General features: G+C 63.2%; 23 protein-coding genes. 12 read left to right on the forward strand and 11 right to left on the reverse strand.

Going from position 1 to position 24792, the window contains the following annotated elements; translation table 11 throughout:
- Window positions 1-78 precede the first annotated feature (78 nt).
- Together IVB48_RS09745 and IVB48_RS09750 are read left to right on the forward strand one after the other, a co-directional pair.
- Window positions 79-936 carry a VOC family protein gene (locus tag IVB48_RS09745; protein ID WP_247399696.1) on the forward strand — a complete coding sequence of 286 codons (858 nt, stop codon included), beginning with the start codon at window positions 79-81 and terminating at the stop codon, window positions 934-936.
- An 80-nt stretch (window positions 937-1016) separates the two neighbouring features.
- Complete coding sequence (locus IVB48_RS09750) at window positions 1017-1292, forward strand: hypothetical protein (protein ID WP_247399698.1); 276 nt, start codon at window positions 1017-1019, stop codon at window positions 1290-1292.
- Here IVB48_RS09750 and IVB48_RS09755 read toward each other — a convergent pair.
- Window positions 1289-2323 carry a L,D-transpeptidase gene (locus tag IVB48_RS09755; protein ID WP_247399701.1) on the reverse strand — a complete coding sequence of 345 codons (1035 nt, stop codon included), beginning with the start codon at window positions 2321-2323 and terminating at the stop codon, window positions 1289-1291. The two genes, IVB48_RS09750 and IVB48_RS09755, sit on opposite strands and share 4 nt — an antisense overlap.
- A gap of 182 nt (window positions 2324-2505) precedes the next feature.
- Here IVB48_RS09755 and IVB48_RS09760 point away from each other — a divergent pair, with 182 nt between their 5' ends.
- Window positions 2506-3462, forward strand: coding sequence for a lytic transglycosylase domain-containing protein (locus IVB48_RS09760; RefSeq protein WP_247399703.1), 957 nt, complete (start codon window positions 2506-2508; stop codon window positions 3460-3462).
- A 50-nt stretch (window positions 3463-3512) separates the two neighbouring features.
- On the opposite strand, the gene IVB48_RS09765 is transcribed toward IVB48_RS09760, so the two are convergent.
- The gene (locus IVB48_RS09765) at window positions 3513-4637 is read right to left on the reverse strand and encodes a DUF1236 domain-containing protein (RefSeq protein ID WP_247399706.1); all 1125 of its coding nucleotides are present in this window, start codon (window positions 4635-4637) and stop codon (window positions 3513-3515) included.
- A 102-nt stretch (window positions 4638-4739) separates the two neighbouring features.
- Here IVB48_RS09765 and IVB48_RS09770 point away from each other — a divergent pair, with 102 nt between their 5' ends.
- A complete protein-coding gene (locus IVB48_RS09770; protein WP_247399707.1) occupies window positions 4740-5225 on the forward strand; it encodes an NUDIX domain-containing protein in 486 nt (161 codons plus the stop codon).
- Here the strand turns inward: IVB48_RS09770 and IVB48_RS09775 are convergent.
- Window positions 5212-6186 carry a tripartite tricarboxylate transporter substrate binding protein gene (locus IVB48_RS09775; protein WP_247399710.1) on the reverse strand — a complete coding sequence of 325 codons (975 nt, stop codon included), beginning with the start codon at window positions 6184-6186 and terminating at the stop codon, window positions 5212-5214. The two genes, IVB48_RS09770 and IVB48_RS09775, sit on opposite strands and share 14 nt — an antisense overlap.
- Window positions 6187-6623: 437 nt before the next feature.
- On the opposite strand from IVB48_RS09775, the gene IVB48_RS09780 reads away from it, so the two are divergent.
- From IVB48_RS09780 to IVB48_RS09790, 3 genes are all read left to right on the forward strand, one after another.
- A complete protein-coding gene (locus IVB48_RS09780) occupies window positions 6624-7280 on the forward strand; it encodes a hypothetical protein (RefSeq protein ID WP_247288414.1) in 657 nt (218 codons plus the stop codon).
- Window positions 7277-7558 (forward strand): HGGxSTG domain-containing protein, encoded by a 282-nt coding sequence (locus IVB48_RS09785; RefSeq protein WP_247399711.1) that lies wholly within the window; start codon window positions 7277-7279, stop codon window positions 7556-7558. Before IVB48_RS09780 ends, IVB48_RS09785 begins: the two co-directional genes overlap by 4 nt.
- A 419-nt stretch (window positions 7559-7977) precedes the next feature.
- Window positions 7978-8328 (forward strand): hypothetical protein, encoded by a 351-nt coding sequence (locus IVB48_RS09790; protein ID WP_081747933.1) that lies wholly within the window; start codon window positions 7978-7980, stop codon window positions 8326-8328.
- 255 nt (window positions 8329-8583) lie between these two features.
- Here the strand turns inward: IVB48_RS09790 and IVB48_RS09795 are convergent, their stop codons facing one another.
- Complete coding sequence (locus IVB48_RS09795; RefSeq protein WP_247399712.1) at window positions 8584-9723, reverse strand: transglycosylase SLT domain-containing protein; 1140 nt, start codon at window positions 9721-9723, stop codon at window positions 8584-8586.
- Window positions 9724-9975: 252 nt separating this feature from the next.
- On the opposite strand from IVB48_RS09795, the gene IVB48_RS09800 reads away from it, so the two are divergent.
- The gene (locus tag IVB48_RS09800) at window positions 9976-11253 is read left to right on the forward strand and encodes a L,D-transpeptidase (protein WP_247399713.1); all 1278 of its coding nucleotides are present in this window, start codon (window positions 9976-9978) and stop codon (window positions 11251-11253) included.
- A gap of 278 nt (window positions 11254-11531) precedes the next feature.
- On the opposite strand, the gene IVB48_RS09805 is transcribed toward IVB48_RS09800, so the two are convergent.
- Entirely contained in the window at window positions 11532-12980 is a 1449-nt protein-coding gene (locus IVB48_RS09805) for a tetratricopeptide repeat protein (protein ID WP_247399714.1), read from the reverse strand.
- A gap of 302 nt (window positions 12981-13282) precedes the next feature.
- Between IVB48_RS09805 and IVB48_RS09810 the strand changes: the two genes are divergently transcribed.
- Window positions 13283-14128: a c-type cytochrome gene (locus IVB48_RS09810; RefSeq protein WP_247399715.1), complete on the forward strand. Its 846-nt coding sequence runs from the start codon at window positions 13283-13285 to the stop codon at window positions 14126-14128.
- 170 nt (window positions 14129-14298) lie between these two features.
- Here IVB48_RS09810 and IVB48_RS09815 read toward each other — a convergent pair whose 3' ends face one another.
- The 6 genes from IVB48_RS09815 to xylB form a co-directional block, all read right to left on the reverse strand.
- A complete protein-coding gene (locus IVB48_RS09815; RefSeq protein WP_247399716.1) occupies window positions 14299-14607 on the reverse strand; it encodes a hypothetical protein in 309 nt (102 codons plus the stop codon).
- A gap of 405 nt (window positions 14608-15012) precedes the next feature.
- Window positions 15013-15315, reverse strand: a complete 303-nt coding sequence (locus IVB48_RS09820) for a hypothetical protein (protein ID WP_247399717.1) — start codon at window positions 15313-15315, stop codon at window positions 15013-15015.
- Window positions 15316-15654: 339 nt separating this feature from the next.
- Window positions 15655-16602: an ABC transporter substrate-binding protein gene (locus IVB48_RS09825; protein WP_247288403.1), complete on the reverse strand. Its 948-nt coding sequence runs from the start codon at window positions 16600-16602 to the stop codon at window positions 15655-15657.
- A 96-nt stretch (window positions 16603-16698) separates the two neighbouring features.
- Window positions 16699-17739: a ribose ABC transporter permease gene (locus IVB48_RS09830; RefSeq protein ID WP_247399718.1), complete on the reverse strand. Its 1041-nt coding sequence runs from the start codon at window positions 17737-17739 to the stop codon at window positions 16699-16701.
- Window positions 17732-19261, reverse strand: coding sequence for a sugar ABC transporter ATP-binding protein (locus IVB48_RS09835; RefSeq protein WP_247399720.1), 1530 nt, complete (start codon window positions 19259-19261; stop codon window positions 17732-17734). The genes IVB48_RS09830 and IVB48_RS09835 overlap by 8 nt, the downstream gene beginning before the upstream one ends.
- A gap of 210 nt (window positions 19262-19471) precedes the next feature.
- The gene (gene xylB / locus IVB48_RS09840; protein ID WP_247400004.1) at window positions 19472-20917 is read right to left on the reverse strand and encodes a xylulokinase; all 1446 of its coding nucleotides are present in this window, start codon (window positions 20915-20917) and stop codon (window positions 19472-19474) included.
- A gap of 143 nt (window positions 20918-21060) precedes the next feature.
- Here xylB and IVB48_RS09845 point away from each other — a divergent pair, with 143 nt between their 5' ends.
- The 3 genes from IVB48_RS09845 to IVB48_RS09855 all read left to right on the forward strand — a co-directional run bounded on the left by IVB48_RS09845 (window position 21061) and on the right by IVB48_RS09855 (window position 24695).
- Entirely contained in the window at window positions 21061-22314 is a 1254-nt protein-coding gene (locus IVB48_RS09845; RefSeq protein WP_247399721.1) for an MFS transporter, read from the forward strand.
- Window positions 22315-22338: 24 nt separating this feature from the next.
- The gene (locus IVB48_RS09850) at window positions 22339-23532 is read left to right on the forward strand and encodes a M20/M25/M40 family metallo-hydrolase (RefSeq protein WP_247399722.1); all 1194 of its coding nucleotides are present in this window, start codon (window positions 22339-22341) and stop codon (window positions 23530-23532) included.
- Between the two features lie 74 nt (window positions 23533-23606).
- Window positions 23607-24695, forward strand: a complete 1089-nt coding sequence (locus tag IVB48_RS09855) for a mandelate racemase/muconate lactonizing enzyme family protein (protein WP_247399723.1) — start codon at window positions 23607-23609, stop codon at window positions 24693-24695.
- Window positions 24696-24792: the final 97 nt, after the last annotated feature.

Here is a 24792-nt window from a genome sequence, read left to right on the forward strand (position 1 = left end):
CTTGACCGCCTATCCGGCGTAGACAGGACCTGCGGCCGCCAGCGGCGGTCCAGTCAGTTTGCATGCGGGGAAAGAACAGTGGCTCTCAAGAACGTCATCGGTATCGACCACGCCGTGGTCATGGTTCAGGACCTCGACAAAGCCGCCGAGAACTACCGGCAGCTCGGCTTCACCATCTCGCCGCGCGGCACTCACAGCGCACATATGGGCACCGGCAACTACACCATCATGTTCGACCCGGATTATATGGAGCTGCTCGGCGTGCTCGCGGCGACCGAGCACAACGCGCCGGCGCGTGCCTTCCTCGACAAGCGCGGCGAAGGCATCGAGCGCATCGCCTTCACCGCGGTCGATTCCACCGCCGGCGCGGAGGAGATCCGCGCGCGCGGCCTGGAGCCGATCGGCCCGACCGATTTCGAACGGCCCGTGACGCTGCCTGACGGCACGGTCTCGGCGGCGAAATTCCGCACCTTCATGTGGCCGACCGCGGAAGCGCCCGGCGGCGTGCGCATTTTCGCCTGCCAGCACAAGACGCCCGACACCGTGTGGATTCCCGAGCTGATGAAGCACGCCAATGCGGCCAGGCGGATCAAGCAGACATTGATCGCGACGCCCGAGCCCGCGAAGGAAGCCGCGCATCTGGGACGACTGATCGACCGCGAGCCGAAGGCCGAGGCCGACGGCGCGGTGACCGTACCCTCCGGTGGCGATCGGGCCGACTTCGTCTACTTGACGCTGGAGCAGCTCGGCAAACGCTATCCCGGCGTGCCGCTCGCGGGTCTTTCCGAACGCGGAGGCGCTGCCCTGGTGCTCGTGAGCGGCGATCTCGCGGCCACCGAGAAGGCGCTTGGTTCGGCAGCGGTGCGCAGCGGGTCTGCGATCTGCGCGCCGCCGGCCAAAGCGAACGGCACCCTGCTCGCCTTTGTTACCGGCTGATTTGAACTAATTCTTTAACAAGCGTTTTACCGGGCCGCCCTAGGCTTCCGGGCTATCCGCGCCTTCAGGGGCCAAAGCGCATGCTTAAAGAGAAATCGCCGATCGCCTATGACGCGCCGGCCGAACTGAAAAAGTGGCCGTCGCTGAAAGGCGAGAGGCAGAAGGATCGAGGTCCGCCCTATCTCGTCTACAACGGCACACTCGCCGACTGCGTCCGCGAGCTCATGGGCAAGCCGATCAAGGGCATCTCGCTTTACGATATCATGACGAGGCCGCAAGCAGCGTTCGACCAGGCCGTGCTATCGCCCGGCGATGCCGCCGAGATCGCGATGCGCAAGGACTTTCCTAAAGACTAGTTCGAGGCGCGCCTGCCGCCGGACTTCCGCCGCTGCTCGGACGAGGAGTCCGTCGGCGCATCCAGGAAGACCACCGGTGTGCCGCGCTTGACGTGCTCGCCCAGCGCTCGCACGTCCCAATTGGTCAGCCTGACGCAGCCATGCGACGCGGACTTGCTGACCCTGTCAGGCTCCGCCGTTCCGTGGATGCCGTAACCCTGAGCGGATAAGCCGATCCAGTATGCTCCCACCGGATTGTTCGGGCCCGGCTGAACATCGAACGGCTTTTTCGATTTGACGCTTCTGAACTTGTAGTCGGGGTTGTAGTGATAGACCGGATTCTCGTGAGTGCTGGTGACCTTGAGCGTACCGCTCGGCGTCGGACGATCCGGACTTCCGATTGACGCGGGATAGAATGCGATCAGGGTGCCGCCCCCGTCGAATGCTTTCAGCGTGCCGTTCTTCTTGTCGATCTCGAGCCGCGCAACGGCTGGCAGCTCGCTTCGTGCAGAGACATTCGCAACGGTAATCGTCTCTCCAGCCTTGTCGAAGGACTTGCCGGGATTGAGCGTCCGAAGCAGGTCTCCGCTCATGTGGAATTTCTCGGCAAGCCCTTCGAGCGGACTGGTGTAGCTCAGCGCCTTCAGCGGCTTCATGTCATCGAGCTTGCCGGGCAGTTCCTTCAGAAACGGGCCCTTCACATCCGCGTCCGTGATCTTGTATTCGACGAGGACAGGCCCTTCGTTCGCTGCATTCAACTTATCCCAAAGCTCCGGTACGATCGTTTTGTCGGATGCAACGCCGTTCTGCTCAGCGAACGCCTTCAGCGCCTTGTGCGCGTTCTCGCCGAGCTTGCCGTCGATCTCCCCGGGCGAGAACCGCGCATGGTCGAGCAGAATCTGAAGCTTCACGATCGATGCGTTGAGCTTGTCGCTAGCAGGTTGCTTTGCGGGACGCGCAGCGTCGTTTACCGCTGCTGCATCGAGATTGCCCGCAAGCGCCGGAGAGATCACCGACAGCGAAATCACCGCGCCAAGCATCCACCGCATCATCTCGCTCGTCCCAATTCGCCATGCCCGCAAAATCGCGGAGCAGAGAGTTTCCTGTCGGGAACACCGTAGTAACACCGGCGGAACCGACGAGACCGCAGCTTTGCCGCAATCCCTCGGTTAATAACTCCTTATCGCCGGCGCACCGCTGGCCGTTCACCCACAGTTCGAGGTTGCTCCAGCAAATGCGATTTGTCGTCGCGGCTTGCGCCGCGTTCATGATTCTGATGTGCGACTTCGATCCGTCGGCGTCCCGCCAAACATCAGCTTTCGATCACACCGTTCTTCAAAACACTCAGGCCGCGCCACTTGTTCCGGTGGTCGAGCTGTTCCTTGCAAGCGTGCAGGCCCTCGAGCTCGCCAATGCGCGTGCGGCCTATGAGGAGACACCCGAGCCGCAGCGAGCGGTCGAACCCGTCGCGCAGGCGCCGGTTTCGCCGATGGAGCGCTTCTGCCACGCGCTTCGTGGCGCTGCCGAAGCCAGCGGCATTCCCGTGCCGTTCTTCGCGCGTTTGATCTGGCAGGAGAGCCGCTTCAAGTCCAACGAGGTCAGCCAGGCCGGCGCGCAAGGCGTCGCACAGTTCATGCCGGAAACGGCAGCCGAGGTCGGGCTGGATGATCCGTTCGATGCGATGAAGGCGCTGCCGGCATCGGCCAAATTCCTGCGCAAGCTGCGCGACGATTTCGGCAATCTCGGACTTGCCGCAGCCGCCTACAACGCAGGCCCCGGCCGGATCCAGAAATGGCTCGCCAAAGAGAGCGAGCTGCCGCGCGAGACACGCGACTATGTCCGCATCATCACCGGCACCAAGGCCGAGGACTGGACCGAACGTGCGGAAGCCCTCGCGATCCGGATCGACCTGCCGCGCGAGGCGCCATGCGAAGGCATCGGCAGCCTGTCCAAGACCAAAGACGTCGCCTGGGTTCCGGTGAACCTGACGCCCTCGGTCACGACCATCATTCGCAAGGCAGAGCAACTGGCGGCGCGATTGACCGCCAGCCGCGCACGCAAGCGGCTCGCGTCCCTGATCCGAAAGAGCACCCCGGGCAAGGCACGCAGCATGATCGCCGCGCGCGCGGCGGGAAAGAGCGCGAAGGCCCGCGCCATCCGTTTTGCAGCGCGCGAACGATCTTCGGGCTGATGCGCAAATCCGGAAGCCGCTCGATGGAGCGGCTTCCGATGGTTCGTGGACTAGTCGATCTCCTCGATGATGCGGCGTTCGCCGGGCTCGACGACATAGGTCCGCGTATCGCGGTGAATGTAGCGGTACTCGCGCAGGTCGGGCGCGTCCCGGTAGACGGTGCTCGGGAATTCCTCGACCTCGACACTCTCGGGAACGCGGTCACCAACGTGAATCTCGGACCGCGCAGTGCTGCCGGTGGTCTGTCGTTCGCTCCGTCCCTCGGTGCGGGTCTTCGCATGCTTGCGGATCACTTCGCGGTCGCGATCCGAAAACTTGCTGGCGCTGCGCTCGCGCGTCGTCGTCGTTGTCGCCGTGGATTGTCCAGAGTACGGCAGCACCGTCACGATCTTGTATGTCGCCGGATCGACCACGACGATCTCATCCTTCACCAGCGCGAAGCTGTAGCCGCGATATTGCGGCACGATCTCGACCACATCGGGCGGCAGCGTCGATAGCTGGACATCGCGCGGCACCACCGTGCCGACGTTGAGCGAGAAATTGACGCTGGTCAGCGGCCGCACGTTGAGATGGGAGATGGACGCGCTGATCTTGGTCTCCTGCTGTTTGTTGAGGTTGACGTCAGTGCGGGCGGCGGCCTGTGAATTGGCACCGGTCCGCTGGTCTTGCGCCTGATTGCTGCTCGGCGTGTTTGGCGATTGCTGGGCCTGGTTGGTTCCAGATGCACTGGGCGCCTGCTGCGCCTGATTGGTAGTGTTCGCCGGAGGATTGGAGCGATCCTGTGTCTGGTTCGAGTTTGCCGCCGGCGGATTGGCGCTCTGCTGCGAGGCGGGCTGGTTGCCGGCCGTGTTCGAGTTTGCCGTACCGCTCGGCGGCCGGGAGGACGTGTCCGCGCTGTTGGTGGCGTTGGTCCCGGAGCCGGAATTGGCCGACCCGGAAGACGGGGTCGTCGCCTGGGTATTCTGTGTCGACGCTCCCGGCGTTGACGATTGCTGCGGTTGCGACGTGGTCTGCTGCGTTTGTGCTGCGCCAGACGGCGACGTGTTGGACGGAGCTGTGGAATTGGACTGGGATTGCGGCGTCTGCTCGGACTTGGTGTTGCTGCTTGGCGATTGCGCAAAGGCGGCGTTCGCCAGCACCAGCCCTAAGGCGGTCGTTGCCAACAGGCGGATCATGGTTCACTCCCTTGTTCGGTTAAAGCGTTGGCTATTAACCTGCGCTAAAACCGTCTGTTCCACTTTTTCCCGAGCGAATGCGCCGCCTGCACGGAACCTGCGATGCCATCGAAAAGTGCCGGGATCGTTGCCTATCGGAAGCGCGGGGAGATCGAGGTCCTGCTCGTTCATTCCGGCGGGCCGTTCTGGCGCAACAAGGACCTCGGCGCCTGGTCGATCCCGAAGGGCGAGTATGCCGACGAAGAAGACGCAGAAACCACCGCGCGACGGGAGTTTGCCGAGGAGCTTGGACTTGAGCTGTCCACGCCGTTGACTTCGCTTGGCCAGGTCAAGCAGCGCGGCGGAAAGGTCGTCACCGCGTTCGCGGCCGAGTTCGACCTCGACGTGCGCAGCATTCGCAGCAACACTTTCGAGATGGAATGGCCGCCACGCAGCGGCAAACGCCAGACCTTCCCTGAGGTCGACCGTGCAGAATGGTTCACGCTCGCAGAAGCGCACGAGAAGATCAACGCAGGACAACGCCCGCTGCTCGAGCGGCTGGATCAGGTGGCCGGCATCACGTCAAGCAGACGCGCTACTCCGCCTTGATGTTCGCCGCCGCCACCACTTCGGCGAGCTCCCTGGTCTCCTCGGCGATCTTCGCAGCATACTCAGCCGGACTGAGCACGCTGACCACGCCCTGCGTCTCCAGCCGCTCGCGTAACACCGGATCGTTGGCGGCGGCGATGATCTCCCGGTGCAGCATCTCGAGGGTCGGCGCGGGCGTTGCCTTCGGCATGAAGAAGCCGACCCAGAACGAGATGTCGAAACCGGGATAGCCGGCTTCAGCGACGGTCGGCACATCAGGCAGCGCCGGCAGCCGCTCGGCTGAGGACACCGCGAGCGCGCGCAGCTTGCCGGCCTTCACCAGCGGCACGGCGGACAAGGGATCGAACACCGCCAGGACCTCCTGCGCGAGGATGCCGACCTCGGACGCAGCACCACCGCGATAGGGCACGTGGATCATCTTGACGCCGGCCTTCTGGCTGAGCAACTCCATGGCGAGATGAGCGAGGTTGCCGTTGCCGCCCGAGCCGTAGGCAAGCGCGCCGGGCGCAGCCTTTGCCGCGGCGACGAGATCGGCGACGGTGTTGATGTTGGCCGTCTTGGGATTGTCCGGATTGACCACGAGCACGAGCGGCGCCGACACGACGGTGGTGAGCGGCGCGAAGTCCTTTTCCGGATCGTAGCGGATGTCCTTGAAGAGCGTTTTGTTGAGCGTGATCGTGGAGGAGTTGCAGGCCAGCATCGTGTAGCCGTCGCCTTCCGCATGCGCGACGCCTTCAGCCGCGATCATGCCGTTGGCGCCGGCGCGATTCTCGACCACGAAGGCTTGTCCGAGCTTGTTGCTCAATCGATCGGCGACGATGCGCGCGACGACGTCGACCGGGCCGCCCGCGCTGAAGCCGACCATGATCTTGACCGGCCGCGCCGGATATTTCTGCGCGAAGGCCTCCGTCGTCACGCACAATCCGGCGACGATCGCCAGCAGGCGAAGCGTTCGTTGCATTCGTTTTCTCCCCAGACGCTCGCGGCGCTTTGGCATGACGCAGCGCATTCGCACATCATGATGAGCGGGCGCGCCGGATTTCGCAATCGCGTTTGCGCGCCGGCATTCCGTCGCGCGGCAAGTCAGGGCCGCTCCGAAACAAAAAATGCGAAAACAACCCCATGCACAGTAGCCGGCAACTGCAAGAACAAGGACTTGCACGAACGCGGATTGGCACGAACGAGGATTGCGCGCTTCGTAATGCCGTTTGACTCGTCGGGCAAAACACTGGCAGAATGCCATCATCGCAACAATCGCCAGCGTCCACGCCGCCCGACCACGGGGGGCTCGCGGCGATTGCGCGTAAGCCCTTCATCGACATCTCAAAAATCCCACAGGCGCGCAGCGAGCGATTGATTTCGCGCGCAATGAGCCCGCGCGAGCAAAGGACACAGCACATGACGACATCTGCGAAACACCACAGCACGCTGCCGGTTGCGGCAAACGATCGCAGCGGCCCCGACGCAAGCCCGCGGATCAAGCTCTACAAGCGGGGGATTGCGATCCTCCATGCCGACCCGCAAGCCGGCGAACGGCTGCTGGCCGAGGCGCTCGGCGCCGCCGACCGCGACGCGCTGCATGGCCTCCTCAAGCAATTGGTGAAGGCCAGCATGACTGGACGCAAGCCCGATGAAGCCAATCTCGCATTCATGATCTCGCTGGTGAAGAGCATCGCGCCGAAGGACTCGATCGAGGCCATGCTCGCGGTGCAGATGGCGTCGGTTCACGCGGCAGCGATGCGCTCCGCCTGCCGCCTCGCTCTCACCGATGACATTCCGCAGCAGGAGAGCCTCACACGCGCGCTGACCCGGCTGGCCCGCACCTTCGCAAGCCAGATCGAGGCACTCAGCCGCCACCGCAACAACGGCGAGCGTGCGATCACGGTCCGGAACTTGTCGGTGCAGGATGGCGGCAGGGCGATTGTGGGCAACGTGACGCAACACGCGAGCCTGATCGTCGCAGAGCCGAACGTTGCGACAGCCGCAGGACTGGTCCCGCCGCGTGAGGCCGGCGCGTGCGAACACGCCGAATCCAGGCAAGGCAGCAATGCATGAGCGGCGACCACATTCGCAACACGCGTGCGATGTGGACGAGCCCGCGCTGTGGCGCCGAAACGCGAAACGGCACCACCTGCCGCGCGCCGGCCGTGCACGGCAAGGTCCGCTGCCGCATGCACGGCGGCGCACGGAGAACAGGCGCGCCGAAGGGAAATCAGAATGCGCGAACGCATGGCGCATTCACGCGTGATGCGGTCGCTGAACGAACGCTGGACCAGGCCGTGCTGGATGATGCGTTGAAGCTCCTTGCGGAGCTGTCGCGAGTTGCCGAATAGACGTTGCGGGCGACCAGCGTAGATCGCAATCGTTGTTGACGAACACGCTTGCAGAGACCCGCAACAGATGCCCTGCAGACTTCCACCGTGGGTCATTTCCTTAAGTCTGTAAGGGCTTTGGTCGGCTACGCCGTCATGAGCGACAAGCTCGGCGCCAGCCTGGAGGTCGGCTAAGGGCAGGCTAGGCCAAAGAAGCAGCTGCACTGACCTTTAGTTGAAGCGTTGTCGTATTTGAACCTTCGCTCGAATTTCCGGACTCACGTCAGTGGGGATGGGAATGAACTGTCCCATCACAGCGTCGAGCGATCGTAGCTATCGTCACTCGTCAGCGGCAGTTGCAACGGACTTGGTTTCCGGGTTGCCAGCCTAAGCCGCACCAAGCCAGCGGATCGGCGGGCGAATATCGCGGAGGCAAACAGATGTTTCCAGCGAAACTTGCGGCATCGTTGCTGGGTTCAGCGTTGCTACTGACGCCGGTCCTTGCACGCGACGATGGCCGATACGACCACTCTCCGCTGAAGTCTTGGTTTGAAAGCTTGCAGAGCGAATTTGGAAAGTGCTGTACTGATGCCGACGGATACATAGTGTCCGATGCCGATTGGGAGTCCAGTCGGGGCCGTTACCGCGTCCTCATCGACGGCGAATGGGTGCTCGTACCTGACGGTGCCGTTGTCACAGAACCAAACCGCTTCGGCCGTACAATGGTCTGGAGGCATTACATAGACGGCCATCCGCGCGTCCGATGCTTCATGCCCGGAATCATGACTTGACTTCACTTTCAAGGTGCTCCGCTTCGGGTCATTCGCGTCGATCTGCCCGCGTATTCTCGATGCCCGCTATGGCCCTAGCTGCCGGCGTGCCGGACACTTAGCCTTCGGGCCACAAGCAGACATCAGCACCTGATCGATGGCCTCGCTAGCAGCAAGAACGACCCGAGCGCGTCGTTGACGATGTAAAGTGCATCCGCGCGACCGGCGACGGTGAAGCCCCGCTCGCCCGCGGGTGCGGCAACTCCTGCTAACCACTCAACGGACATTCACTGGCGCCTGCGCCCGCTCGGCGTCGGCGGTCGCGGTGCCCATGTATTTCGATTGGAAATGAGCAACCCGCTCGCGCCACATTCCGACGAACGCTTCCGACGTCAGCTTCTCCACGGATTTCCACGCCTCTTTGACGGCCGGAAGCGTATTGCCCCAGATCGCGCGCCTGCACCATTTTTCGCCCTTCTCCCTGCCTTCGCCAGTGGCGCACATCGATTTCCAGGCGATGCGATTGGGTTGGCTGAGGTGCTCCGCGGCGCCTTCCCAGCCCTGTTGATGGATCAGGTAGAGATCGTTCAAGTCCGGCTTCCTGTGCGTCACCCACTGGAATAGAATGCCTTCCGTGATGACCTTGTAGGCTGCCGCAACGGCATTATCGCGGGGATTAAGAATATCTCCGGAGCCGAATTTTCTGAACTCGTATTTGCTCAGCTGGAACAGCCCGATATACGACCCGGTGCGCTGCTTGGGGTCGAAACCGGACTCGACCTTGGCCACGGCCTTCATGAAAGTGAAATCCAGACCGAAAGCGTCGGACGCGCGCTTGATCTCTTCCACCGGCGTCCCGACCGGGATGTCCTTGAACGAACGCAAGACGATCGCCGCCGGCTTCTCGGCAGGCGGCAGTTCGGACCAGACATAACAAATGAGATACCGGAAATCCCGCGGCCCCGTGCTGGAGGCACCGCCGGATGCACCGCACGTGGTCGGCGCCGGCTGGGCGACATCGTGGTGGCCCAAGTCCACCGACTCCTGCGCAGGCGGTAAATCGGCCGACAGCGTTTGCGACGGACCGGGCAACGCGGCCACGACGATCGATCCCGATTTATCCGAGGCCGCCGTCGTGTCGGTGGCCGTCCCCGCCGCGGGCTCAGCGGCTGTCGCCACTTCGGCGCTAGCGACAGCGGCGTCCGCGGGTCCGGTGTTGCCCATTGCGATTGCCTGCGGTTCATCCGCGAGCCTCGCGGTGGCGGCGAGAGATGCTGCGCGGTCCTGGACTGTCACTGCGCGGGCGTTCTCGGAGCCGGCCGGACCGAAGCCGGCCAGCCAGCCAACGATCCACCCCGCGAGAGCGACCGTTCCGCAAAACGTCGGCGCCACTATCGTAAGTCGCCGCGGGTTCATGATGCCGTCGCCCCCATAGGCTCCACCGGAGCCGTGTAGAAAAGCCAAGCATGCGAAGAGGCTCATTCTTGGGATCAATGTGGGTCGCGCAATGGCACAAACGGCCACTCGTCGATTTTTCTAAAACGTGTTGCCCCATTGCAACGCGTCGATCACAAGCAATCGCGCCCGTCTCCAGCGGAAACTCCCACGCTAATTGTGAGCTCGGTCCAATTTTCGACCCACTGCGACCGGATTTGGAGGAGAGGCTTGGTGCGCTGTCAGAATGACGCATCAGGCTTCGGCTTCGCGCATCGTCTCGAAACGATGGAACCGCGCCTATGGGACCGGGCGATGTTCGTTAAGGAATTACCAGCAATGCAGCGTGCGATATCAATCGCTGTATTCGCCATTTTCATGCTCCCTGCGGGGATCGCACACGCTCAATTTCTGTTTGGACCCCAACACACGTTCTGGCGAAGCCAATACGCTCCGTACAAAGACAAGCACCACCATCGGCAGACAAACTCTGAAACGGCGAAGAGCGTTCGGCCCGAGCCCCTTCCGAAGGGCCCGCTCCAGATCATCATCTCGATAGCAGACCAACGGGTCTCGCTTTTTGACAACGGGGCGCTAATTGCACGCTCTTCGGTGTCCACGGGAATGGAAGGGCATCCGACGCCCCTCGGCGTCTTCAGCGTCATCAGCAAACAACGATGGCACCGTTCAAATATTTATAGCGCCGCCCCCATGCCCTACATGCAACGCATCACCTGGTCAGGGATAGCGTTGCACGCCGGTGTCGTGCCCGGGCATCCAGCGTCACACGGCTGCATCCGTTTGAAAGATGATTTTGCCGTTCGACTCTGGCATCTCGCGAAGCGCGGCACGCGCGTGATCATTGCGCATGGTGATGCCCAGCCGGTCGAGATAACCAATCCGCATCTTTTTCAACCGAAAGCCGCGTCCGGTTCGTCCGAATTCCAGAGTGCCACCGTCGCAACCAAGAGCATCGGTGCAGCCACGGCAACGCAGGGATCAGTGGTGTCAAACGCCGAGACTCCAGAAGCCGCCAGTCTCCAGGAGCCGGGCTCGGCTCCCGCTGCAAGCGTGCCTAAAAAGATCGTCCCGATCTCCATCTTCGTCAGTCGCAAGTTGAGCAAGCTGTTCGTGCGTCAGGGCTTCACGCCGTTGTTTGATGTCCCGGTCAAGATCGAAGATCCGGAGGAGCCGCTGGGAACGCACGTGTTTACCGCAATGGAATTCCAGAACGAGGGAACGGCTATTCGCTGGAACGTCGTGTCGATTCCAGAGGAATTGCCCCGTATGTCCGAAGCTGCCACGAAACGGCGAGAAGCGCCCGCGAAGCAAACCGCGCCGGAACCGTTACCCGACAAAGCCAACGCTGCGCTCAATCGTATCGAAATGCCCCAGGATACGGTTGAGAAGATCTCTGAACTCCTGACGCCGGCCTCTTCGTTGATTGTTTCCGACAACGGAATTAGCCAGGAGACGGGAAAAGACACGGATTTCATCGTGGTAACGCATTGACGCGGCGGCGCAACCCACCAACACACGATGTCGCTGCGCAATCCGGTGGAATTGTCCGACGACAGCTTGATGTCCGCACCTGAGCCAAAGCGGCGCGAGGTCCGCTAAGGGTCACAAGCGATCATGGATCGGCTGCGCGGGACAGGTCAGCTATGGGCCATGACGAGACATCGCCAATGGCGATCTTGCTCTTCGGCAGCGCTGCCACGCGCTTCCCCAGCAAGTACCATTCCGGCGCAAATGTTCTTATTCGCGTACTGAACTTTCAGATATCTTCCTCATTGCTCGCGAACGCCAGCCTTCCTCAGGCCCTCTAAGAAGAGGTTGTCATACTCACGGAGATACTGCGGATTGTTCGAACGTGCGTGGCCCATTTGACGGAACCACTGGACCGTGAAGTCCGGCCTTATTGCATTCAATTCGGCGAGCGTTTGCTGGGCTAATTCCAATTGACCTGTGGCTCCATAAGCTGAGACCAGATCCGAATATGGCAACCAATTTAATTTGTTCAGATTGATCGAGCGTCTGCATTCCTCGATGGCTTCGGTGTATTGGTGTACATGCATATGAGCATGGCAGAGGAAGAAGCGCCAAGTGCCAGCGAACGGATCTTTGGGGCTTAGTCGCAGAGCGACCTGAATCAATGGGAACGCTTCGCGCGCGCGTCCCGCCGTGATAAGCGCCATCCCCTTTAATGCGTAAGCAACCGGTGAATTGGGATCGATTTCCAAAGCCGCGTCGAATTCGGGCAGCGCTCCCTCCGGATTTCCGTAGATCAAAATGTTGCCCTTGACTATGTGCGCGTTTGCGGTCGCTGGGCGTTTTGCAAGAATTTGATCGATTATCTTGGTCACCGTTTTTTTGTCCTCGACCACGGACGTTGACCATTCGTTGACCACGTCCCGGCTTATGCACCAAGCTTTCCCGAGCATTGCGTCGATGTTCTCCGGATCGAGGCGCAGCGCGCTGTCGAACAAGCTCTTTGCCTGCGCGTTCGTGGCCTTGTTCGAAAATTCATATAACTTAGACCAGCCGCGCATGGTAAAATCCACGGCATCGGGATTCGTTGACTGCTCCAATTGGCTGCGTCGGCTTTCCGCCTCGACGAGTTGGACGTTGAGAGAGCGGGCGAGCCGCGCCGTGACCTGCTCCTGCAAGGCCGGAAGATTCGTCCGATCCCCGTCAAATCGATCGGACCAGACATCGCGGCCAGTTGAAGTGTCGCCGAGCGATACATTGATGCGGACCTGATCTCCAGCCCGTCGCACTGCACCCTGTACGGCCCAGCGTATGCCAAGGTCTTTGCCGAGCGTCTTGAGATCGACCTGTTTGTTCTTATACGTAAAGGCTGTCCCGCGCCCGACCACAAACGCGCCAGGCATTTGCGCAATATCGGTCGTCAGGTCAGTCGCAATACTGTCAGCGAAATAGTCCTGCTCCGGATCATTGTTGAGGTTCGCAAATGGCAGCACGACAAGAGATAGGCGAGGAACGATGTCGGGCCGAGCCCTGGCTTCGCTCTGTATCTTTTGCCTTTCCGGAAAAACGTCAGCGCGGACCGTTTTCCAGACATTCCAATATCCAACGAGGCCGCCGGCCACCGCACCCACCGCCGCAAACGAAGCTAGCGCCGCGCCGATAGGCGTCAAACGCGCTCGGATGCGAATAATTAACCCGACAGATGCCGGCTCTTTCTGTTCCTCCTCAGGCACGTTCGAGTCGGCCACTGTTGCCCCCCGCGTCCCCACTTTTGGGTGTCTATCCTATGAATTCACGCAAAGTGTAACTCATTTTGCTCACCGGTTCACGCGGTTGATGTCTCATATGGGTCAAAATGCGAAGAACTCAACCTGAGCAAACCCCGTCCGACATCGCTGCTGAGCGGACCTCAATGACAAGGGCAGTCACTTCGCTGATACGCCCTAGGTAACAAAAACATTTGTCCGGACGTGAACGAGTTCACATATGGCGCGGCCGCTAGGCTCCAGTGTGAAAGCAGTGAGCTTTAAAAGTGCGGGGGGCCGGAGCGATGATCTACGTTTTTGCTGTACTCGCGGTTTTGTGTGGCGCCGCGACTACAGCCGTCGCCGAGACGCCAATCGAGCGCGGCAGTTACCTTGTCAACGCGGTCATGGCCTGCGATGGCTGCCATACGCCACGCGGCCCCGGCGGTCTCATCATGGAGCGGCGGTTTTCCGGCGGATCTATTGTCTGGGATGGACCGGCCTACACTGTCCAAGGGTCAAACATCACGCCCGACCGCGACACAGGCATTGGAGCTTGGAGCGACGACGATCTCAAGCGACTGCTGATAAGCGGTGTGCGACCGAACGGGGTCTCGGTTGCGCCGCAGATGCCTTACGGCTTCTACAGAATTCTGACGCCAGGTGATCTCGATGCAATCGCGGCCTACCTGAAGACCGCCAAGCCGGTAAGCAACGAGATGCCGCCGCCGGTCTATAAGGCCGCGGCGTATCCCGTGCCACTGCCGGGCGCCGAAACATCAATCGGTGACTCGGTCCCTCAAGATCAGGTCAAGCGCGGCTTCTATCTCGCCACCCTCGCGCATTGCATGGAATGCCACTCCCGCAAGCCCGATGGCACTCAAGACTTTAAGAACTGGTGGGGCAAGGGCGGTCACGAGATGAAAGGCCCCTTCGGTTCAGTTGTAGTCGCCAACATCTCCTCCAACAAAGAGAAGGGTGTGGGCGCGTGGACCGACCCCGAGCTCAAGCGCGCCCTGACCGAGGGCATCAGCCGCGACGGCCGCGTGCTCAAGCTGCCTATGGCCCGGCAGCGCTATTTCAGCAAGATGACTGAGCAGGATCTCGACGCTATCGTCGCGTGGGTCCGCACCATTCCACCGATCGAATAGGTCAGGATCATTCTTCCAATCGTCAAATGTCGCATATGGGTCACGGCTGACTTCCGCGCGGACTTGACCTAGGGTCGGTTTTTCTCCTGAAGGCAGACATAGCGGCTTTGTAAGCGGAGGTCTGCAACGGGCCGATAGCGGACTAACGGTCGTTCAATGGAATGCCCGTGCTAATGCCACGCGATCATTAGCCATACGGCTGCAAGCGGTAGCGAAGCGAAGACACCTAATACGAAAGTACCCTTCTTTGCGAGAGTGCCGATGATAGTGAAAGCCGCAAACCACGCGAGATAACTTCCGAGCAGGATGTTTCTTTCAACCTCGCCGCTCGCGTCCTCAAGCCGGAACAGATACATAATCATCACCATCCAACCGGCTACTGGAAACAACATCAAGAAGCAGCCAATGCCCCCGACGACGAGCCCGGCGACAAGTCCGAGCTTATAGCGGCCCGCAGGAGACCATTCGGAAAATGCCATCGAAGCCCCGATGATGACGCGCCAACTAAAGGTAGTGTCGTTTCGTCGTATGAATAAAAGGTTTAGCGCTGTACCGCTTCCCACCTGGGCGCACTTCGAACAGCGGAGACGGCTGGCTGATCGTGAATACGTGCCGTGTCGAAGTGAGGGATCATCTATCCCGCGTTCCGCTGTTGGCACAGAGCGGATGCCGCTTCCTGAAAGGTCAACGTCCGCTCCGGGTCACAAGCTGCCCTTGGCAGGCTACTTCACATTGGTCGGCTCATCTCCCAGAAGCAGACATTTCGGCTTTCCGAGCGAAGGTCGGCATCGGGCCCAGAGCCGACGTTAGCGGGCGCGTTGCTAGGACTAGTTCGGGTTCTGGCTTTCCGACCAGCTTCGTTATCGGCACCGCGAGCGAGGCAATCAGTTGGAGCGCCGGGAACGGGAAAACTTGAAGGCAGCAGAAACCCTGTCGTAGGCTTCGAGGGCAGCGTCGGTCGACAGTTCGATCATTTCTCGGAACCGTCCATCGCTCACCTGCGTGAAGCTTTGGCGTATGGCTTCGGTGAGTTCACCATCGCTGACAGATGGTCCCTTGGGGGTCGTTCGCCCCGTAAGCTGATTGAATAAATTTAGCCGGTAGGTGTCTGCCGCGACTTGCAAGGCCCGGTCGTGCAGGTCGTCCGCCTTGCGCATCTTTATCGGCTGCTTGGAGAGGTTAACCATTTCGGTCAGAATATCCGCAAACTTCCCAATATCAAGTACGTGAGGTTCTCATCGTTCCTGAGAGCCGGCTACGCAAAGGCGTGCCTCGTTAGGTCCGCTGAGGGTCACAAGCTGAACTGGTGCATTGAAAGCCAGGGGCCCGCTTCGTGTCGAAAAGCGGACGTCGGCTGGTCGAGCCTGCGACTATGATGAGAGACGGGATTTGAACCTACGACCTCATGATCATGAGCCTAACGAGAGAGCGGTCGACCCAGCCCCGGTCAAACGCTGCATGCCGAGCTAGCACCACGCCACGCAAGCCGGCCAGCGCCGCACCCGGCGCCGGCCGTCTTCCGCCTGCTACTGCGAGCGGTCCGAGGTCCAGCCCTTGTACTCGCCGACATTGTCGCGCGTCACGAGTTTCGACGGCAGCAGCTCGACGGTGGACGCCGGCTTCTGGCCGTTGAGAATGTTGACGCCGACCTGCACGGCGCGGCGGGCCATGAAGAACGGGTCCTGCGAGGCGGAGGCCTGGATCTGCGTCGCCTGCGGGTCCTTGAGCGCTGCCTCGATATCGGGTGCGCCGTCGACCGCGGTGATGATGATGCCGGTGCGCTGTTGCTGGCGCGCCGCAAGGTCGGTGCCGATCGCCTGCGGATCGTTGATGGCGAAGATGGCGTCGATCTTGGCGAAGCGGGTCAGATAGCCCTGCGCCACCGTGAGGCCGCCTTCGCGCGAGCCCTTGCCGTCCTGGTCGTTGGACAGGACCTTGATGCCGGGATTCTTGCCGAGCACGTTCTTGCAGCCGACGACGCGGTCGATCACCGCGGAAACTTGCGGGCCGTTCTCGATGATGACGTCGCCCTTGCCCCCGAGCTTGTCGACGATGTACTGGCAGGAGATCTCGCCGGCCTGGACGTTGTTGGTGGTCACCGTGGCGTCGGCGCCTTCGGCCGCGGTGTCGACGGCGACCACGACGATGCCGGCGGCCTGCGCCTTCTTGATCGCCGGGCCGACCGCCTTGGGATCGCCGGGATTGAGCAGGATCAGGTCGACGCCCGCGGCAATGAAATTGTCGATCTGGGTGACCTGCTTGCCGAGATCATATTCGAAGCCGACGGTGGTGATCTTCACGTTGGGGTTGGTCTTCTTGGCCTCGAACTCGGCGCCCTTCGACAACGCGACGAAGAACGGATTGCCGAGCGAACCCAGCGAAACGCCGATCGACTTGAGCTCCTTGGCGCCGGACGGCGCGGAGCTCAGGACGAGCGCCATCGCGGCGCCGGCAAACGAGATCGACTTCAACATTGGCTTCCTCCCTGGTCTGTTTGAAGCTCCGGCACGGCGACCAGTTGCCGTGACGGAATGAACATGAGGGCGCAGCGCCCGCTGCATTTCTTGCTCTCAAGTGCGCGCCGAGCCCTGCAGCCGATAGCGGTCCAGTGCGACCGCGCCGATGATCACCAGACCCTTGATCACATATTGCCAGACGTCGGACACGCCGATCAGGATCAGGCCGTTCGACAACACCGCAATGATCAGCGCGCCGACCAGCGTTCCCCAGATCGAGCCGATGCCGCCGACAAAGGAGGTGCCCCCCAGGATCACGGCGGTGATGGCGTCGAGCTCGTAGGATTGGCCGAGTTGCAGGCCATTGGCGGCATAGAGCCGCGCCGCCTGCATCGCGCCGCCGAGACCGGCGAGCAGGCCCGACACGCCGTAGACGAAGATCAGCACGGCCCAGACCTTGATGCCGGCGAGTCGCGCGGCGCTCTCGTTGCCACCGACCGCGTAGATGTGCACCCCGAGCACGGTGCGCTTGAGCACCAGCCACGACACCAGGATGACCAGCAACGCGATCACCCAGAGCCACGGAATTGACAGCACGCCCGGAATGAGGGTCAAGGCGCCGTTGCCGATGAAGGCATAGGGGATCGACGGATTGAACACGGTGGTGTCGGCGCCGAGCAGGCGCGCCGCGCCGCGCACGGCGGTCAATGATCCCAGCGTGACGATGAAGGGCGGCAGGCGCATCAGCGCGATCAAGCCGCCATTGAGAATGCCGAAGACCGCACCGGTGAGCACCGCGGCCGGCAACCACAGCCCCCCGAGATCGGGGAATTTGGAGATGATCAGCCCGGCCATCGCCGACGCCGCCAGGATGGAGCCGACCGACAGGTCGATGCCGCCGGTGAGGATGACGAAGGTCATGCCTGCGGCCAGCACGGTATTGACCGCGGACTGCTGCACCACGATGCCGATGTTCTGGCCGGTGAAGAAGCGGCCGTCCGACAGCACGTGAAAGCCGACGCACAGCAACAGCAGCACCGGCAGCATGCCGACCGCGCGAATGATCATCCGCGTCCGCTGCCGCTTCGTCTCCTGCGCGGCGGCAAGACCGGACGCCACGGGGGCCGCTTTCGCGGAAGCGCCGTTCTCAGGCATCGAGCTGCTCCGTTCCGGTGGCGAGGGCCATGATCTCCTCCTGACTGAGCGGCGATGTCGCGTCGCGCCGGATCTGCCCGGCGATATGTCCCGCGCGCATCACGATGACGCGGTCGCAGATGCCGATGATCTCGGGCAGGTCGGACGAAATGACGAGAACCGCGGTGCCCGACTTCGCGAGATTGTCGATGATCGAATAGATCTCGGACTTGGCCCCGACGTCGACGCCGCGCGTCGGCTCGTCGAGGATCAGGATCTTCGGGCCGATCGCGAGCAGCCGCGACAGCAGCACTTTCTGCTGATTGCCGCCGGAGAGCCCGCCGGCGGGAACACCGACATTCGCAGCGCGGATGCCGAGGCCCGCAAAAGCGCGCTTGGCGCGGTCGCGGGCCTTGTCGCGGTCGAGGATGCCGCCGAATTTCGCATCGCGGCCGAGTACCGCGAGATTGATGTTGTCGAGGCAGGACATGTCGAGGAACAGGCCGAGCGCCTTCCTGTCCTCGGTGAGATAGGCAATGCCGGCGTCCAGCGCCTCGCCCGGCGTGCGGATCGAGAACGCGCGCCCCTCGATCTCGACATGGCCGGAGACCATCGGCGCGGCGCCGATGATGAGATGCGCAAGCTCGGTGCGGCCGGCGCCAACCAGGCCGGCAAGACCGACGACCTCGCCCGCATGCACCGTCAGCGAACATCCCTTGACGCGCCTGCCGTCGGCGATGTCGACGGCCGCGAGCACGGGAGCTCCCGATCGCGCCTCATTCCTGGGATCATGCTCCTTCTTGTAGAAGGACGAGACGTCGCGTCCCACCATCATCCGGACGATGGTGTCGGCGCGGATGTCTGCCTTGTCGAGCGAACCCACCAGCGTGCCGTCGCGCAGCACCGTGACGCGATCGCCGAGCGCATAGACCTCGTCCATGCGATGCGAGATATAGATGATGGCGAGACCTTCGGCGCGCAGCTGGCGGATCAGCGCGAACAGCTTTTCGCTCTCACCGGCCGACAGCGCGGTGGTCGGCTCGTCCATGATCAGGATCCTGGAGCGGGCGTGCAGCGCGCGCGCGATCTCGACCAATTGGCGTTGGCCCATCGAGAGATTGGCGACCAGCGTCTGCGGCGTGAAATCCGCGCCGAGCCGCGCCAGGATCGGACCGACGCCGGCCTGCATCGCCTCGCGCGCCAGCAAGCCGCCGCGGGAGACCTCGCGACCGAGATAGATATTCTCCGCAACGCTCAGATTGGGGGCGAGCGAGAGCTCCTGATAGATGATCGCGATGCCGGCCGCGCGGCCGCCGAGCGGGCCGCTGATCTGCACGGGCTGACCGTCGATGCGGATTTCGCTGCCCGGGTCCGGCCGGTAGGCGCCGGACAGGATCTTCATCAGGGTGGATTTGCCGGCGCCGTTCTCGCCCATCAAAGCGTGGATCTCGCTGGCGTAGACGGTGAGGTCGACGTCGCGCAGCGCCTTGATGCTGAAGAACGATTTAGAGACCCGGCGCATCTCGAGGATGGGCTCGCTCATCACACCTCCCCGATGCGCCGACGGCGGCATCGCAATCTCACCCGCGTCTCGTTGGTCCCCGGCGCGGGTGCGAGCATTAAACAAAAGGTTGTGGCGCAGGGCAATACCTCCCGCATGCCGACCAACGGTCCGGCGCTGCTTTTATCTTTTGCAGACGGAACCGATCTCGCGCGTGATGCCTTTTCTTCGCCACATCATCGCGTATCGCGATCAGCGCCGCGGACGGTACAGGCGGCGCCATTGCGGCAGCCGCTCTGCATAGGCCTGCGCAAGCGCGGGCTCAGGCTCGAACGTCTCAACGCGCCGTGGCGCGGTGCAGACGGCGTCGATAGCCTCACCGGTGACGGCGAGGCGGCCGAGCCGCGCCGCACCGAATGCCGCGCCCGTCTCGCCGTCGGCAAAGCGATGCATGGGGATGTTGAGGACATTGGCCAGCACCGACAACCAGAACCGCGACCGCGAACCGCCGCCGATGACATCGGCCTCCGCGATCGCCAGTCCTGTCTCGGCAAGCACGTCCCGGCAGTCCGCAAGCGCGAAGGCGACGCCTTCGAGTACGGCTTGCACGATCGCGTCACGATCGGTGGCGTGACTGAGCCCATCGAGCATGCCGCGCACATCCGGGTCATCGTGCGGGGTGCGTTCGCCGGAGAGGTACGGCAGGAAGCTGACCGGCGACGGCGCCCTCGGGCGCAACCCGAGCGGCGCCAACAGGTCGGCCTCGGAAGTCCCCAACAGCCGCGCGATCCAGGCCAGGCACGAAGCCGCCGAGAGGATCGCGCCGGCCTGAATCCATCGGTCGGGGACGGCGTGACAGAAGGTGTGCACGACCCGCTCCGGGTCGGCCGCGATCGTCTTGGTCGGCACCAGCAATGCGCCGGAGGTTCCGAGCGAAATGAAGGCTGCGCCGGGATTGACGGCGCCGATGCCGACGGCTCCCGCCGGATTGTCGCCGGCCCCGCCGGCGATCATCGGCCGCCCGGTCATGCCCCAGCGCTGCGCCAACTCGCTCCGCAGCCGTGCCGCCGGCGCGCAGCCCTCGACCAGGCGCGGCATCTGCCGGCGCGACAGCGCGGTCGCGGCGAGCCCCTCGTCCGACCAATCGCGGCTGACAACATCGAGCCACAGCGAACCCGAGGCGTCCGAAACATCCTCGATCGCCTCGCCCGTCAGCACCAGGCGCAGATAGGCCTTGGGTTGCAGCACGAGTTTTGTCGCCGCGAAGATCTCCGGTTCGTGCCTGGCGACCCACAGCAATTTTGGCGCGGTGAATCCCGGCATCGCCTTGTTGCCCGTCGTCGTCCGCAAGGCGGGCCAGCGTCGCTCCAGCTCGGTGCATTCCGCAAAGGACCGTCCGTCATTCCAGAGAATGCAGGGCCGCAACGGCGTGTGACTGGCGTCGAGCAGCGTCGCGCCGTGCATCTGGCCGGATAGGCCGATGCCCTCGACCTCGGCCAGCTCGCGCGCCTGGTCCGCCCTCAGCGCGTCCAGCGTCGCGAAAGTCGCCTCGATCCACTGTGCCGGCTCCTGCTCGCAATGGCCGGGACGCGGCGAGGAGACCGTAAGCGACCGGCTGCGGCTCGCCACCACGCGCTGCGCGTCGTCGACCAGAACGATTTTAACGGCGGAGGTGCCGAGATCGATGCCGAGATACATGATGCTACTTGCCTTGCGCGTCCAGTCCGCTGCGCGTCCATTCCCTTGTGCGTCCATGACATCGCGGCCATGGCGGTCCCGATGTTGGCATGCACCCGCCAATCATGTAACCCCACCCGAAACCTTCTCGGGACGCAACGCCCATGACCACCGCCGCCACCCACGACGCGGGAGCCACCCGCGCGCTGATCTTTGCGCTGCTTGCGCTGGCCTGCGGGCACATGCTCTCGACCTTGCTGCGTACCATTCCCGCCGTCAGCCTCGACCTGATGGCGGCGGATTTCGGCATCGAACCCCAGGCGCTGGCGAGCCTCACCTCGGTCTACCCGTTCGCGTTTGCGGCTGCGCAGATCCCGGTCGGTGCGGCGATGGACCGCTTTGGCGTGCGGCCGGTGTCGCTGAGCCTGCTCGCGGGAACCGTGGTCGGCGCCATCGCGTCGGGGTTCGCAACGGGACCCGAAAGCTTCGCCGTCGGACAGGTGCTGCTGGGCGTTGCCACCTCCGGCATGCTGATGTGCCCGATGACGTTGGCGGCCAAGCAATTGTCGGCCGCGCGCTTCGGGCTGTGGTCGGGCGCGATCCTCTCGATCGGCAATATCGGCATGCTGTTGTCGTCGAGCCCGCTCGCCTTCATGGTCGACACTTACGGCTGGCGCGCCGGGTTCTGGATCTCGGCGCTCGGCGGCGTCGCCGTGGCGCTCGCGGTGTTCCTGCTGGTGCCGAGCCAGCCGGCCGAGCACAAGGACGAATCCTCGCCGCTGTCGCAGATGATCGAGGTGCTCAGGTTGGGACTGTCGCGGCCCTTGCGCGGCCTGATCGCGCTGGCGCTGGTGTCGCTTGCGACCTCGCTGGTGCTGCGCGGCCTGTGGGGCGGGCCGTGGCTGATGCAGGTCAAGGGATTGTCGCGGGTCGAGGCCGGCAACCAGCTCGGCGCGTTCACGCTGGCGATGATCGCAGGCCCGCTTCTCGTCGGCATGATCGACCGCAGGATCGGCCGCCGCCGCGCGCTGGTGGCGGGAACGCACCTGGTTGGCGCATTGCTGCTGGCGCTGATGGCGCTAGGGGCGCCGCACTACGCGATCTCCGTGTTGTTCGGCGTGCCCGTGATGCCGCCGCAATACGACCTGGTGCTGTTCGTGCTCATTGGCTTGGCGACCTCGGCGCAGCCATTGCTGTTCGGCATGTCGCGGCAGCTGGTCGACGCGCAAGTGGCAGGCAAGGCGCTCGCGGCGATCAATCTCGCCTTCTTCCTCGGCGCGGCGCTGATGCAGTCGATCACCGGTGCGGTGGCGGCGTTCGCGGGGCTGCCGGCGGTGCTGCTTTTCATGGCTGCCATGCTTGGCATCGGCGCTCTGATCTTTTTGGTCTACACCTCGCCAAGACCGGCGATAGAGTAGAGTCCTGCATCAAGGGGATATCTCATGCCTGTCGACACCAAAGCCGCGACCGACCGCCTCATGCGCTTTCTCGCCGTCGAGGGCGTCACCGGACAGGAGGCCGCGATCGGGCGTGAGCTCACGGCCGCGCTGAAGGAGAGCGGCGTGCCGGCCAAGGCGATCCTGCTCGACGACGCCAATACCCGCATTCCGGTGCCGACCGAGACCGGCAACCTCATCGTCGACCTGCCCGGCCGCGGCGCGCTGCACAACCAGCCGCGCATCATGTTCATGACCCACATGGATACCGTGCCGCTATGCGCCGGCGCCAAGCCGAAGAAGTCGGGTCGCAAGATCGTCAATGACGCCAAGACCGCCCTCGGCGGCGACAACCGGTGCGGCTGCGGCGTGCTGGTGACGCTGGCCGCCGAGCTCGAAAAGCAGCAACTCGATCATCCGCCGATCACGCTGCTGTTCTGCGTGCGCGAGGAGAGCGGGCTCTATGGCGCGCGCCACGTCAAGCTGGACGAGCTCGGCTCGCCGGTGATGGCCTTCAACTATGACGGCGGCTCGGCCTCCAACGTCGTCATCGGCGCCGTGGGTGCCGACCGCTGGACCGTGGAAATCTTCGGCCGCGCCTCGCATGCCGGCGTCGCGCCGGAGCGCGGCATCTCCTCGACCATGATCATGGCCCTCGCGCTCGCCGATGTGAAGGCCGGCGGCTGGTTCGGCAAGGTGGTCAAGCGCAAGCAGCAAGGCACCAGCAATGTCGGCCCCGTCACCGGCGGCGAAGGGCGGCCTGCGGGCGATGCCACCAATGTCGTCACCGACTACGTGCATGTGCGCGGGGAAAGCCGCAGCCATGACGGAAAATTCTTCAAGGAGATCACGAAAGCCTACAAGGCCGCGTTCGAGAAGGCGGCCAAGAAGGTCACCAACGCGCAAGGCAAGTCCGGCAAGGTCAAGTTCAAGGCCGAGACCGATTACTTCCCGTTCCGCATGAAGGACAACCTTCCCGTCGTCAAACGCGCAGTGGACGCCGTGTCCGCCGTCGGCGGCACGCCGAACGTGCGCACCGCCAATGGCGGCCTCGATGCCAACTGGATGGTCCGCCACGGTGTTCCGACCGTGACCTTCGGCGCCGGCCAGAATGAGGTGCACACGGTCGACGAGTGGATCAATCTGGACGAATACGATCGCGCCTGCGCGCTGGCCGTGCAGCTCGCAACGATGCGGTGATCTGCCTTGCACGGCGCGCGCTTGCCGGACGGTGCGCGCCGGCCTAGCCTGCAAAGAAAACGCAGGGAGGCCGCATGGCACGCATTTCAAACATCGAGACCGGATTCTACCGGATCCCCCTCCCCGTCATGCTCTCCGACTCAACCCATGGCGATATCGCGGCGTTCGAGCTGATCACCTGCCGCATCCACGATGCCGATGGCGCCGAAGGCGTCGGCTACACCTACACAGTCGGGCGCAATGGCGGCGCCGTCGCCGACATCCTCAAGCGCGAAATCCCGCCGCTGGTCGAGGGCCGCGAGGCCGATGACAGCGAGGCGATCTGGCATCAGGTCTGGTGGGCGCTGCATTACGGCGGCCGCGGCGGGCCGGCGGTGCTGGCGCTTTCGGCACTCGACATCGCGCTGTGGGATTTGAAGGCGCGGCGCGCGAAATTGCCGCTGTATCGATTGCTCGGCGGGTTCGATGCGCGCGTGCCCTGCTATGCCGGCGGCATCGACCTCGATCTCTCGGTCGAGGCGCTGCTGGAGCAGACCGACGGCAATCTCGCCAAAGGCTTTCGCGCCATCAAGATGAAGGTCGGCCGGCCCGATCTCAAAACCGACATAGCGAAGGTCTCCGCGATGCGACAGCATCTCGGCGACGGCTTTCCGCTGATGGTGGATGCCAACATGAAATGGACGGTCGAGGAAGCGATCCGCGCCGCCCGCGCGTTCCAACCCTACGACCTCACCTGGCTCGAGGAGCCGATCATTCCCGACGACGTCGCGGGCCATGTCCGCATCATGCAGGCCGGTGGCGTGCCGATCGCGGCGGGCGAGAATTTGCGTTCGCTGTGGGAGTTCAAGAACTACATCGTCGCGGGCGCGGTGTCCTATCCTGAGCCTGACGTCACCAATTGCGGCGGCGTCTCCGCCTTCATGAAGATCGCGCGGCTGGCGGAGGCGTTCAACCTGCCCGTCACCAGCCATGGCGCGCACGACATCACCGTGCACCTGCTCGCGGCCTGTCCGAACCGTTCGTATCTGGAGGCGCACGGTTTTGGGCTCGACAAATATATCGAGCATCCGCTGGTGCTGGTGGACGGGCTTGCGCTCGCGCCGGACCGTCTCGGCCACGGCATCAGCTTCGACTGGGACGGGCTGGCGAAGCTGTCGGCGTAGGCGGGACGCGTTGCTGCACGCGAGGCATTCGCTGACGCCTGATGCAAGCTGCGGTTATTCGGCTATGGTGTTGAGGCCGACACACAAGCTGTGAGAT

Source organism: Bradyrhizobium sp. 76 (assembly GCF_023073025.1).
Lineage (GTDB): Bacteria > Pseudomonadota > Alphaproteobacteria > Rhizobiales > Xanthobacteraceae > Bradyrhizobium.